Below are 12,367 nucleotides of genomic sequence, written 5' to 3' on the forward strand. Positions count from 1 at the left end.
AGCTGTTCAAGAAGGCGTCGGAGGTATGTCCGCCCCGGCGTGTCGTTGCCGGGAGATGGGTGAGGTCTCCGGTAAGTGATCAACGACCAAGAAGATCATCTGCCCTGAGACCTCGTTGACCAGCCTATCGATCGGAGCACGCAAGGACCTGACCGACCGGCAGTGGCGGATCCCTGGAACCACTGCTGCCCGCCCCGACCGGGCGGGGGCGGCCGCACAAGTGGAGCCGCCGGCAGCTGATTGACGGGATCTGCTGGCGCACCCGGGTCGGGGCGCCGTGGCGCGACGTGCCCGAACGCTACGGGCACTGGCAGTCGATCTATGCGCTGTTCCGCCGCTGGCAGCGGGAGAAGGTGTGGGCGCTGGTGTGGTCGACCCTGCTGGCCTGGGCCGACACCGGCGGCCTGATCCGCTGGGACGTCTCGGTCGACTCCACGATCAACCGGGCCCACCAGCACGCCGCCGGGGCGCGCCGCCACCCCGGCGAGCAGGTCGAACCCCCCGGCGACGAGCCACCCGATCACGCCCTGGGCCGTTCCCGCGGCGGCTGGACCACGAAGATCCACCTCGCCTGCGAGCAGGGCCGCCGCCCACTGGCCACGCTGCTGACCGCCGGCCAGCGCGGGGACTCACCCAGTTCATCCCGGTGCTCGAGGCGATCCGCGTGCCCCGCCGCGGGTGTGGGCGGCCGCGCACCCGCCCGGACCGGGTCCTGGCCGACAAGGCCTACTCCTCGCGGGCCAATCGCGCCCACCTGCGCCGCCGCAAGATCGCCGCCACGATCCCGGTCAAGGCCGACCAGCAGGCCCACCGGCAGGCCCGCGGCTCCGCCGGGGGCCGTCCACCGGCCTTCGACCCGAGATCTACCGGCAGCGCCACGCCGTGGAGTGCGGCATCAACCTGCTCAAACAACACCGGGCGATCGCCACCCGCTACGACTGTGAGGATGAACCAGTACCGCCTCGGACCGCGGTCTGACTCGCGCTACGACGGGCCATGGGTGCCTTGTGTTTGGTCTGTCGGCCACGGTTCGGGGCGGTGCTTGCTGTCGTCGGATCGAGCCCGCGTGTCTCCATAGGGGCCTTGCTGCAACAGGGCGCCATCACAGTCCTGACCGCGGGTCCCGACCCGACGACGGCCATCCGCTCCCTCAGCCGTCAGGAGACGAACGCAGTGCCCAGCATGCCTCACACAGCCCCCGAACTGCCCATCGATCCAACTGCCTCCGAGCACAACGAAGTGGTGTTGGGCGTCGATACCCACAAGGACCTGCACGTCGCAGCGGTCCTCACGGCAGTCGGAGTGCTGCTGGCCACCGAGTCGTTCCCCACCACGGCGGCGGGTTACCGTCGTCTTCTGGAGTGGGCCCGCGAGTTCGGCACGGTCGAGCGCGCCGGGGTCGAATGCAGCGGCTCCTACGGGGCCGCGCTGGCTCGTCACCTCACCGCCGAACGCGTCTCGGTCATCGAGGTCAACCGCGCAGACCGCGGCGAGCGACGCCGACGCGGCAAGACCGACACCCTTGACGCCGAGGCGGCCGCACGAGCAGTGCTCTCCGGACGCGCCACCGCGATCGCGAAATCCGGTGACGGCCACGTCGAGATGCTGCGGATGTTCAAGCTGGCCAAGGCATCCGCGGTGAAATCTCGCACTCAGGCCATCAACCAGCTCAAGGCGGTCCTGGTCCAAGCAGACCCCTCGCTGCGCGAGGCGATGAGCGGGCTGAGCAACCTGCGCCTGTTCCGCCGCTGCGCCGATCTCGCCACCCCTGCCACGCCTGACGGCCCGGCCGGCGCCGCCGTGTTCACGCTGCGGCTGCTCGCCCGCCGCATCCTCGAGCTGACCACTGAGATCAACGAGCTCAAGGCACAGATCAAGACCACCATCGCCGCCCACAACCCGCAGCTGCTGCAGCGCTACGGCGTCGGGCCCGACACCGCCGCAGCGCTGCTGCTCGCCGCCGGTGACAACTCACAGCGGCTGGCCAGCGAGGCCTCCTTCGCCGGCTCTGCGGGGTCAGCCCAATCGAGGCCTCCTCAGGTCGCACTCACCGACGTCGGCTCAACCGCGGCGGTGACCGACAGGCCAACTCGGCGCTCTACACGATCACGATCGCCCGCCTGCGGCGGGACCAACGCACCCGCAACTACGTCCAGCGAAGGATCAACGAGGGCAAGACCCGCCGCGAAGCCATCCGATGCCTCAAGCGCTACATCTGCCGAGATCTCTACCGCGTGATCACAGACGCCAGACCGCCGTCACCGTCCCCCGCGCTTCCTCGAGCAGCTTGACGACCATAGGGGCATCAAGCTCGCCCTGCGCTACGAGGCCACCATGCACATCGCCACGATCAACATCTGGCTCCGGGCCCTCGCCAAAAGACATTTTTGAGCACGTCCCAGCTCGGCTGGGACCGACGAGGACTGTGGCACACCAGGTGATCGAGGCCGCGTCGAGGCACGGCTTGATCGAGGCGACCGCCTCGTCCGGGTCGGTGTCATCGAGCTTCCTCTCTCCGTCCCCGCGCGGGCGCAACTCGCGGACGAAGGGTTTCGCCCGTGCCGTGCTTGACCTGTCAGGGCGGGGTGACCTACGATACCAGAATCGTTTCTATAGGCGCCTGACCGATCGAGCTGTGCACCCGCTCCGTGGTCGGCTGAGTGCAGCTTTCGGCGATGGAAGAGAGGTAGAGGTGGAGTCGGATCGTTTCTCCGCTCCTGGCGGGTGGATCGGGCAGTTGAGCTCGGTCCCCCGGACGTGCTCGACCCGTCGACCGCGAAGCCGATCGGGACGGTCGCGCCCGGCGACACCGCGGACGTCGATCGCGCGGTCTCCTTCACCCTCCGAGCTCCTGGACGGGGCGAACTGTGCCCACTGAAGAATCTCTTCCATCTCAACGTCTCGGTCGTCGTGTGACTGGCTCGGCGGTCGGGGCCACCAGCCCGTGCTGGTCGCTGGCAGGTCAGGCAGCCCTGTGTGACGGGCGGTCGCCGGGTCGTCCGAAAGGCCCGTCCGGTGTTGCGGCGTCCGGAATCGCCCGAGGCCAGTCAGGATGGCCGGGGTAGAAACGTTATGATCGTGTTATTTCGGCTGCGGCCCCTAGCTTCGTCGGGCTCGGTGAGCCAGGCTCTGCGGGGTGTGAACGGGGCGTCCGATCTGAGCGACGCTCACCGCCGGCCCGTGCGAAGCCGGCCCACGGCGCGCACGAAATCCACCAGTAGAAACGACTCTCGCGAAGGCGGATCGATGGGGTATCTCGACAACCTGATCATCGACACGGACAACTACAAGCACTGCCACTACCCGCTGTACCCGAAGGGCACGGAGTACGTGTCCAGCTACATCGAGTCCCGCGGCGGGCTGTTCCCGGTGACGATGTTCGTCGGTCTTCAGGTCTACCTGCGCGAGAAGCTGATGAAGCCGATCACGCTCGAGGACATCGACGAGGCCGAGTTCGTGGTCCGCGAGCAGGGCATGCACTTCAACCGCGAGAACTGGCTGGGCATCCTCAACGACCACGGCGGCTACCTGCCCGTCGAGATCGAGGCGGTCCCGGAGGGCACCGTGCTCCCGGCACGGAACGTTCTCGTCCAGGTGATCAACACCGACCCGAAGTACTTCTGGGCCACGAGCTTCTTCGAGACGGCGCTGCTGCGCGCGGTCTGGTACCCGAGCACCATCGGCACGGTCAGCTGGCTGTCCAAGATGGTCATCAAGGAGGCGCTGGACCGCACCGCCGACTCGTCGGCCGGGCTGCGGAACATGCTGCACGACTACGGCGCCCGTGGCGTCAGCTCGCAGCAGTCCGCCGCGTTGGGCGGTGTGGCGCACCTCGTGAACTTCGACCAGTCGGACACGGTGCCGGGCATCCTGGCTGCGAAGCGGTTCTACAACGCGGGAAAGGTCTCGAACTCCGGCCCGAACTCCGAGCACGCCGGGTTCTGTGCCTGGGGCCGCGAGCACGAGGTCGACGCCCTGCGCAATATGCTGGACGTCTTCGCCCCGGAGGGCTGCGCGCTGCTGCTCACCGACACCTACGATCACGAGCACTGCGTCAAGAAGATCATCGGCGGTGAGCTCAAGGAGCAGATCCAGAACTTCCCGGGCCTCGTCGGGATCCGTCCTGACTCGGGCGACATCGTCCAGGTCACCGCCGACACCACGGGCTGGCTGATGGACAGCTTCGGCTACACCGTGAACTCCAAGGGCTTCAAGGTGCTGCCCCCGTTCGTCCGGGTGGTGCAGGGCGACGGGGTGAACTTCCACTCGTTGCCGCAGGTCTACATGGAGCTCGAGCGCCGCGGGTTCTCCGCCGAGAACGCCGTGTTCGGCATGGGCGGCGGGTTGCTGCAGCATTGGAACCGCGACACGATGAACTTCGGCCAGAAGGCGTCCGCGGTGTGCGTCGACGGCGAGTGGCGGGGCATCGCCAAGTCGCCGACGGGCGCCTCGTTCAAGGTGTCGAAGAAGGGCCGGCTCGCGCTCAAGCACGAGAACGGCGTGTACACGACCGTGCCGAAGGGTTCGATCCCCGAGTCGGAGAACGTGCTGCAGCCGGTGTTCCGTGACGGCAAGCTGCTCAAGAAGTGGGACTTCACCGAGCTGATCGCCCACGCCGAGCGCGAGGTCCCCGAGTCGTACTACATCGAGCACGTCGGGCAGATGCGCACCGTCTCCTCGGAGATGGCCGTCTCGGCCTGACGTCGTCCACCCGGCGCCCCTGCCCGCACCCTTCCCGGCGGGGGCGCCGGAGCCCCACGCGAACGAAAGAGGTTGACCCGATGGATGACCCGACCGTGCTGGTCAGTACTGTGCGCGGCCCGGTTCCGGTGGACGCCCTCGGGATGACGCTCACCCACGAGCACCTGCTCAGCGACTGGTCCGGCAGGCCCCGTGCCGAGCCCGAGGACCCGGCCGAGCGCGCGCTGTTCCACGCCGAGGTGAGCCCGTCGATGCAGTGGGTGCTCCGCGAGGACCCCCGCTGCTGTCGGGACAACGCCACCCAGGACGACCCGGACGCCACGGTCGCGGAGCTGGCGAACTTCGTCGAGGCGGGCGGGCGGACCGTCGTCGACTGCACCAACGGCGACGTCGGCCGGGACCCCCTGGCGCTGCGGGACATCGCGGAGCGGACCGGGCTCAACGTGATCATGGGCTCCGGCTGGTACGTGCACATCTTCCACTCCGCCCGCCGGGCACAGACCACTGTCGACGATCTGGTGGCGGAGATCCTCGCCGAGTTCGCCGACGGTGTCGGGGACACCGGGATCCGGCCCGGCATCATCGGCGAGATCGGGGTCTCCCCGCAGTTCACCGACGCCGAGCGCACGCACCTTCGGGCGTCCGCCCGCGCGCAGCGCGAGCTCGGCGTCCCGCTGTTCGTCCACCTGCCGGGCTGGCAGCGGCGCGCCCACGAGGTCCTCGACATCGTCCTCGACGAGGAGGGGGTCCGGCCCGAGGCCGTCGTGCTGTGCCACATGGACCCCTCCGGCGAGGACCCGGACTACCAGCGGGCCGTCGCCGAGCGCGGCGTCTGGCTGGAGTTCGACATGATCGGCATGCCTTTCTTCTACGTGGGCGAGGGGCAGTGCCCGGCGCCGCACCAGACGGCGGCCGCCGTCGCCGCGCTCGTCGCCGCGGGCTACGCCGAGCGCCTGCTACTGAGCCACGACATGGCCACGAAGGCGATGTGGACCCGCAACGGCGGCAACGGCTACGGCTACGTGCCCCGTTTCTTCCTGCCCCGGCTGCAACGCCACGGCGTCCCGGGCGAGGTGACAACGAGCCTGCTCACCGCCAACCCCCGGCGCCTGTTCACGGCGGCCCGCGGCGCGCACGCCGACCACTGACCTCTCGAAACGAGAGCCTGTACACCTGTGAGGAGAACTGTGAGCCAGCTTCTGGGAAACGCCTTCTCGGCCGAGCTCGACTGGAAGCCGAAGACGTCGACGTTCCGCACCGGCGCCCGCTACCTGGACGGCCTCACCGCGGGCACGGCCGTGGACGTCTGGGGAGCCGAGGTCGGGGAGTACCAGGGCATCACGGCCGACGAGATCTTCGTGGTGCTCGAGGGTAAGGCGGAGGTCACCTTCCACCGCACCGGGGAGACGATCGTGATCGGGCCGGGGGACGTTGTCCGCCTGTTCGCCGGTGACACGAACACGTGGCGGACGATCGAGACCATCCGCAAGGTGTCCTTCTACGTCCCCCCGGTCGAGTCCGGATCCTGACCCGTACCCCGCACCTGACGGGCGTCCACGACGGGCACCGACAGAGAAGGAATGAGAGAGCGAGTGGACATCACGACCGCCGGCGCCGTACCCCTCGACCGGCTGGACGAGTTCTACATCGGCGGCCGCTGGGTCGCCCCGACGTCCTCGGACACGATCGACGTCGTCGACTCCGTCACCGAGCAGGTGTACTTCAGCGTCGCGGAGGCGCGGAAGGCCGACATCGCCGCCGCGGTCGGTGCGGCACGGGCGGCGTTCGACGACGGCCCCTGGCCGCGCATGACGCACGGGCAGCGCGCCGAGTACCTCCGGGCGATCAGCTCCGCGGTCGAGGACCGCGTCGAGGACGTCGCGCAGATCTGGCCCCGAGAGTCGGGAATCCTCGCCGGCGCGGCGCGCGCGGCGATGGGGGAGGTCACGGGCGCGTACGCCTACTACGCCGAGCTCGCGGCGTTGTTCCCCTTCGAGGAGCCCGCCACCCCGTCCGGCGGCGGCGGATACGGGACGATCGTGCGGGAGCCGGTCGGCGTCGTGGGCGCGATCATCCCGTGGAACGTGCCGATGACGCTGATCGCCTACAAGCTCGCGCCCGCCCTGCTGGCCGGCTGCACCGTGGTCCTCAAGGCCTCCCCCGAGGCGCCGGGCGCAGCGCTGATCATGGCCGAGATCGCCGAGCAGGTCGGGCTGCCCGCGGGCGTGCTGAATGTGGTCACCGCCGATCGTGAGGTCTCCGAGACCCTCGTCCGAGACCCTCGGGTGGACAAGATCACGTTCACCGGATCGACCGCCGCGGGCAAGGCCATCGCCGGCATCATGACCGAGCGGGTCGGCCGTTTCACACTGGAGCTCGGCGGCAAGTCGGCGGCAGTGGTCCTGGACGATGCGGACGTCGCCGAGGCCGCCCGCGTCCTGGCCGGGGCGGAGTGCTTCCTCACCGGCCAGATCTGCGGCTCCCTGACCCGGATCATCGTGCCCCGCCACCGGCATGACGAGATGGTGGAGGGTCTCGCCGAAGCGTTCTCGCAGGTGACGGTGGGGGACCCCTTCGATCCTGCCGTGCAGATGGGCCCGCTGGCCACGGAACGGCAGCGGGAACGAGTCGAGGGTTATGTCGACATCGGGCTCAGCGAGGGAGCGACGCTCGCTGCCGGAGGCAAACGACCGGCCGGCCTCGACCGCGGATGGTTCGTCCAACCGACCGTCTTCGGGAACGTGGACAACTCGTGGCGGATCGCGCAGGAGGAGATCTTCGGTCCCGTGCTGACGGTGATTCCCGCGAAGGACGAGCAGGATGCCATCCGCCTCGCCAACGACTCCATCTACGGTCTCAACGCCTCCGTGTTCACCCGAGACGTGGACAAGGCGCGAGCGGTCGGCCGGCAGCTCCGGGCGGGCACCGTCGGGCACAACGACAACCGCGCAGACTTCGGCATCGGCTTCGGCGGGTTCAAACAGTCCGGCATCGGCCGTGAAGGCGGCGTCGCAGGGCTCCTGCCCTACCTGGAGAACAAGACGATGATCCTCGAGGAGAAGCCGGGTGGCAGCGCGTAGCGCACCCGCAGAGCCCTCGTCCGGCCCCCTCCCACGCTTGATCGGAAGCCCCGTGAACGACGTCTTCGTCCGCTTCGGCCGACCACAGGACACCACCGCCCTCCCCAGCACCCGCGACGCCGGGTGGGCGGCACCATGACCGGCCGGCGGCCGGGGGTCTGGATCGCCGGGCAGCCGGTGTCCGGTTCCGGGACGTTGGCGGTCCGGGACCCCTGGACGGACGAGCTCGTGGCCGAGGTCGCCCTCGCCGACCCCGAGCACGTGGAGCAGGCGCTGCAGCTGGCCCACGAGGCGGCCGGCAGCCTGCTCGCGGTTCCCGCCCACCACCGCGCGGACGCTCTCCGACAGGCGGCGACGGGCCTGGTCGAGCGCATGGACGAGGTCGCCGCCACGATCACCAGGGAGAGCGGCAAGCCGATCCGATGGTCGCGAGTCGAGGTGCAGCGCGCCGCCCTGACCTTCCGGTGGGCGGCGGAGGAGGCGGTGCGGTGGTCGGGTGAGCTCCAGCGACTGGACGGCGAGCCCGCCGGAGACGGACGCCTGGCCCTGCAGCGCCGGTTCCCCCGGGGGCCGGTCCTGGGCATCACACCCTTCAACTTCCCGGTGAACCTGGCCGCCCACAAGATCGGGCCCGCCCTGGCGGTGGGCGCCCCCATCGTGCTCAAACCCGCGCCGAAGACGCCGCTCAGCGCCCTGTTGCTGGGCGAGATCCTGGCCGACTGCGGGCTACCGGCGGGCGCGTTCTCGGTGCTCACCGTGGACGACGAGGTCGCTGCCGGTCTCGTCGCCGACCCGCGGATGCCCGTGGTGTCGTTCACCGGGTCCGGACCGGTCGGCTGGGCCATCCGAGACGCGGTGCCGCGCAAGCACGTCACTCTGGAGCTCGGCGGCAACGCCGGCGTGCTGATCTGTCCGGACTGGAGTTCGGATGCAGACCTGCGGCAGGCGGCCCGGCGGATCGCGACCGGCGCAAACGCCCAGGGCGGCCAGTCCTGCATCTCGGTGCAGCGCGTCCTCGTCGACAGGACGGTGTACGAACGGTTCCTGCCCGTGCTGGTGGACGAGGTCGAGCAGCTCGTCGTGGGTGACCCCTGGTCGCCGGCGACCACAGTCGGGCCGTTGATCAACCGAGCAGCTGCACAGCGGATCGGGGAGTGGGTCACCGCAGCCGTCGCGGGCGGGGCCCGGGTTCTGACCGGCGGGAAGGTCACCGACGCGCTGGTCTCTCCCACCGTGCTCGTCGACGCCCCGGCCGACGCGCAGGTCTGCCAGGACGAGGCCTTCGGCCCGGTGCTGACCGTCGCGGCGGTGGACGGCGTCGACGAGGGCCTGCGGGCACTGGACGACTCGCGCTTCGGCCTGCAGGCCGGGATCTTCACCCACGACATCCAGACGGCGTTCCGCGCACATCGGGAGCTGGAGGTCGGAGGCGTCATCGTCGGCGACATCCCGACCTTCCGGGCCGAGCAGATGCCGTACGGAGGGGTCAAGGAGTCCGGCATCGGACGCGAAGGACTGCGGGCCGCGATGGAGGACTACACCGAACCGCGGCTGCTCGTGCTCTCGGAAGTGAGCTTGTGAGGCGGCGGCCACCGGCCGACGCGTGACCCGCTCGGCCGGACGTCATCACCCGCAGCAAGAATCGTTTATAGTAGCTCCGAGCCGAGAGGAGGGCACGTGCCCGACAATCTGAGTTCCGCCCCGCTCCGCGTCCTGGTCGCGGGTGAGTCCTGGATCAAGCACACGATCCACATGAAGGGTTTCGACCAGTTCCACTCCACGGAGTACGAGGAGGGTGCTGGCGTCTTCCTGGACTGTGTGCGGGCGGCGGGTCATGAGCTCACCTATGTGCGGGGACACGAGATCTCCTCGTCGTTCCCGAAGACGGCGGAGGCGCTCGACGCCTTCGACGTCATCGTCATCTCCGACATCGGATCCAACTCCTTCCTGCTGCCGGACGAGACGTTCCTGCGGTCGGAGAAGTCCCCCAACAAGCTCTCCCTGGTCGCGGACTACGTGGGCCGCGGCGGCGGGCTGGTGATGATCGGCGGGTACCTCTCGTTCACCGGCATCGACGGCAAGGCGCGCTACGGGATGAGCCCGCTGGCGGGCGTGTTGCCGGTGGACCTGATGCCCACCGACGACCGCGTGGAGATGTCCGACGGGCTGAAGGTGGACGTGTGCGACCCGGCCCACCCGGTGCTGGGCGGTACGCCTGCCGAGTGGCCGATGCTGCTCGGCTACAACCGGACCTTCCCGAAGGAGGGTTCCACGGTGGTCGCGCGGACCGGCGACGACCCGCTGCTGGTGGTGGGGGAGTACGGCCGGGGCCGCTCCGTCGCGTTCACCTCGGACCTCGCCCCGCACTGGGCGCCGCCGGAGTTCGTGGAGTGGGAGCACTACGCGGCACTGTGGACGTCGATACTGTCCTGGGCCGCAGGCGGTCTGCGAGGTGAGTGAGAGCGGCGCCATCGGCGAGCTTCCCGCCGCCGTGCAGGTGCCGGAGTCGGCGTGCCCGCCGAGGTCCGACGGATGACGCCCCGGGTCCTGGTGGTCGGCGCGGTGAACGTCGACCTGGTGGTGCACGCGGAGCGGCTGCCGGGGCCGGGGGAGACCGTGGTCGGTCCCGGCGTGGAGCGGCACGGCGGCGGGAAGGGGGCGAACGCGGCGGTCGCCGCGGCCCGGGCCGGCGCCGAGGTCCGCTACTGCGGGGCCGTCGGCGCGGACGACACCGGCGACGGTGCCCTGGCGGAGCTGCGCGCGGAGGGAATCGACGTCACGGACGTAGCGGTGCTCGAGGGTGTCGCCACCGGTGTGGCCCTGATCGTCGTCGACGGGCGAGGGGAGAACCAGATCGCCGTGGGGGCCGGGGCCAACGCGGCCGTGGATCCGGCGGCCGTGCGCGCGGCGGTGGCGCGCTCGGCGGACTGGGCCGGCTGCGTACTGGTCAGCACCGAGATCCCGCCGGACGCGGTGGCCACCGCCGTCGAGACCGCGGCGGAGCACGGGCTGGCGTGCGTGCTCAACCCGGCACCGGTCGCCCCCGGGCTGGTGGACCTGCTCGGGCTGACCCCGGTCGTCACCCCGAACCGGTCCGAGCTACGGGATCTGTATGCGCTGGTCGGGAAGGGGGCGACTGACTCGGAGACGGCGGAGATGGCGGCCGCGGTCGCCGACCGGACCGGCGCCCCGGTCGTGGTGACGCTCGGCGGCGACGGGGTGCTGGTCGTCGACCCCCAGCGGGGGACGACGCCCCTGCCCGCCCCACCCACGGACGTCCGGGACACCACGGGCGCGGGCGACACGTTCAACGGGGTGCTCGCAGCCGCGCTGGCAGCCGGAGCCGCGGTCCCCGAGGCCGCGGCGCGCGGCGTGGCAGCAGCCTCGCTGTCCGTCGGCACGGTCGGGGCACGAGCCGGCATGCCACGGGCTGCGGCGATCGACGGAGCGACGGGGCCGGGCTGAGGTGCCGGCCCCCACGAACCCAACGAAGGGCGGATTCATGACGGCGTCTCTACAGCGGGGCTACGACAAGCGGCTGATGCTGTTCTCGGGCCGTGCGAACCCTGTGCTGGCCGACCGGATCGCCGGGCAGCTCGGTGTCGATCTCGGCCCGATCACGCTCAAGACCTTCTCCAACGACGAGGTCTACTGCCGGTTCGACGAGTCGATCCGCGGCGCGGACGTGTTCCTCGTCCAGCCGATGTGCGGCAACCCCGAGACCGGGGTCAACGCCAACGACGCGCTGCTGGAGCTGCTGGTCATGGTGGACGCGGCGGTCGGTGCCAGCGCCCACCGGGTGATCGCGGTCACGCCCTGGTACGGCTACTCACGGCAGGACAAGAAGTCCGCGCCACGCGAGCCGATCTCGGCGCGGATGGTCGCCCGCACGCTCGAGGCGGTCGGTGTGGACCGGGTGCTGACCATGGACCTGCACGCTGGTCAGCTGCAGGGGTTCTTCGGGATCCCGGTCGACCACATGACAGCGCTGATGATGTTGGCGGACCACTTCGCCGGGTTGGACGACGATCTGGTGGTCGTGGCGCCGGACGCGGGTCGGGTGAAGCTGAACAAGCAGTTCGCGACCCGGATGGGTGCCGGTCTGGCCATCCTGGACAAGGAGCGTCCCGCGCAGCAGGTGGCCGAGATCAACCAGGTGATCGGAGACGTCCGGGGCAAGACGGCGATCATCGTGGACGACATCATCGACACCGCGGGCACGCTGCGCGCGGCGGGCGAGGCAGTCGCGCGGGCGGGTGCGCGGCGGGTGTTCGCCGCGGCCACCCATCCCGTGTTCAGCGGGCGGGCCTTCGAGAACCTCGCGGCCTCGCCGTTCGAGCGGATCGTCGTCACCGACACCATCCCGCTCCGCCCGGGCGCGCCTTCGACGATCGACGTCGTGTCCTGCGCCCCGCTGCTCGCCGACTCCATTCGCCGGATCTTCACCGACGACTCGGTGAGCGAGGTCTTCGGCGGGAAGAACCACCTGTTCTAGGTTCACGTGATGAGACACGGTGGTGCTTCCCGGGTGGAGTCGCTACAGTAATGGAAACGTTTATATTCCTACTGTCGTAGAGGAGAGTCGA

At 70.0% G+C, this 12,367-nt stretch carries 11 protein-coding genes and 1 pseudogene; all 12 read left to right on the top strand.

From position 1 onward, the window contains the following. The first annotated feature begins 185 nt into the window (after positions 1-185). Entirely contained in the window at positions 186-944 is a 759-nt protein-coding gene (locus ACL02T_RS34330; protein WP_412835005.1) for an IS5 family transposase, read from the top strand. A 238-nt stretch (positions 945-1,182) separates the two neighbouring features. Beyond that, positions 1,183-1,680: pseudogene (locus ACL02T_RS34335) on the top strand (IS110 family transposase); the annotation flags it as partial. 344 nt (positions 1,681-2,024) lie between these two features. Then, positions 2,025-2,291, top strand: a complete 267-nt coding sequence (locus tag ACL02T_RS34340) for a transposase (protein ID WP_412835006.1) — start codon at positions 2,025-2,027, stop codon at positions 2,289-2,291. A gap of 433 nt (positions 2,292-2,724) precedes the next feature. After that, complete coding sequence (locus ACL02T_RS34345; protein WP_412834996.1) at positions 2,725-2,916, top strand: hypothetical protein; 192 nt, start codon at positions 2,725-2,727, stop codon at positions 2,914-2,916. 330 nt (positions 2,917-3,246) lie between these two features. Beyond that, positions 3,247-4,701 carry a nicotinate phosphoribosyltransferase gene (locus tag ACL02T_RS34350; protein WP_412834997.1) on the top strand — a complete coding sequence of 485 codons (1,455 nt, stop codon included), beginning with the start codon at positions 3,247-3,249 and terminating at the stop codon, positions 4,699-4,701. 80 nt (positions 4,702-4,781) lie between these two features. Continuing rightward, positions 4,782-5,849 (top strand): phosphotriesterase family protein, encoded by a 1,068-nt coding sequence (locus ACL02T_RS34355; protein WP_412834998.1) that lies wholly within the window; start codon positions 4,782-4,784, stop codon positions 5,847-5,849. A gap of 39 nt (positions 5,850-5,888) precedes the next feature. Next, positions 5,889-6,230: a cupin domain-containing protein gene (locus tag ACL02T_RS34360; protein WP_412834999.1), complete on the top strand. Its 342-nt coding sequence runs from the start codon at positions 5,889-5,891 to the stop codon at positions 6,228-6,230. A 63-nt stretch (positions 6,231-6,293) separates the two neighbouring features. Next, positions 6,294-7,781, top strand: coding sequence for an aldehyde dehydrogenase (locus ACL02T_RS34365; RefSeq protein WP_412835000.1), 1,488 nt, complete (start codon positions 6,294-6,296; stop codon positions 7,779-7,781). A gap of 135 nt (positions 7,782-7,916) precedes the next feature. Beyond that, on the top strand, positions 7,917-9,362 hold the full coding sequence (locus ACL02T_RS34370) for an aldehyde dehydrogenase family protein (RefSeq protein WP_412835001.1): 1,446 nt from the start codon (positions 7,917-7,919) through the stop codon (positions 9,360-9,362). Positions 9,363-9,458: 96 nt separating this feature from the next. After that, positions 9,459-10,241: a glutamine amidotransferase gene (locus ACL02T_RS34375; protein WP_412835002.1), complete on the top strand. Its 783-nt coding sequence runs from the start codon at positions 9,459-9,461 to the stop codon at positions 10,239-10,241. Between the two features lie 72 nt (positions 10,242-10,313). Beyond that, the gene (locus ACL02T_RS34380) at positions 10,314-11,246 is read left to right on the top strand and encodes a PfkB family carbohydrate kinase (RefSeq protein WP_412835003.1); all 933 of its coding nucleotides are present in this window, start codon (positions 10,314-10,316) and stop codon (positions 11,244-11,246) included. Positions 11,247-11,283: 37 nt separating this feature from the next. Beyond that, the gene (locus ACL02T_RS34385; RefSeq protein WP_412835004.1) at positions 11,284-12,276 is read left to right on the top strand and encodes a ribose-phosphate diphosphokinase; all 993 of its coding nucleotides are present in this window, start codon (positions 11,284-11,286) and stop codon (positions 12,274-12,276) included. The last annotated feature ends 91 nt before the right edge of the window (positions 12,277-12,367 follow it).

The sequence above is a fragment of the Pseudonocardia oceanicola genome (assembly GCF_047200735.1).
Taxonomy (GTDB): domain Bacteria; phylum Actinomycetota; class Actinomycetes; order Mycobacteriales; family Pseudonocardiaceae; genus Pseudonocardia.

Bases quoted from the DNA above. Each gene is read 5' to 3' on its own strand.
- ACL02T_RS34355 (WP_412834998.1), top strand. From the start codon at position 4,782: ATGGATGACCCGACCGTGCTGGTCAGTACTGTGCGCGGCCCGGTTCCG.
- ACL02T_RS34380 (WP_412835003.1), top strand. From the start codon at position 10,314: ATGACGCCCCGGGTCCTGGTGGTCGGCGCGGTGAACGTCGACCTGGTG.
- ACL02T_RS34385 (WP_412835004.1), top strand. From the start codon at position 11,284: ATGACGGCGTCTCTACAGCGGGGCTACGACAAGCGGCTGATGCTGTTC.
- ACL02T_RS34350 (WP_412834997.1), top strand. From the start codon at position 3,247: ATGGGGTATCTCGACAACCTGATCATCGACACGGACAACTACAAGCAC.
- ACL02T_RS34370 (WP_412835001.1), top strand. From the start codon at position 7,917: ATGACCGGCCGGCGGCCGGGGGTCTGGATCGCCGGGCAGCCGGTGTCC.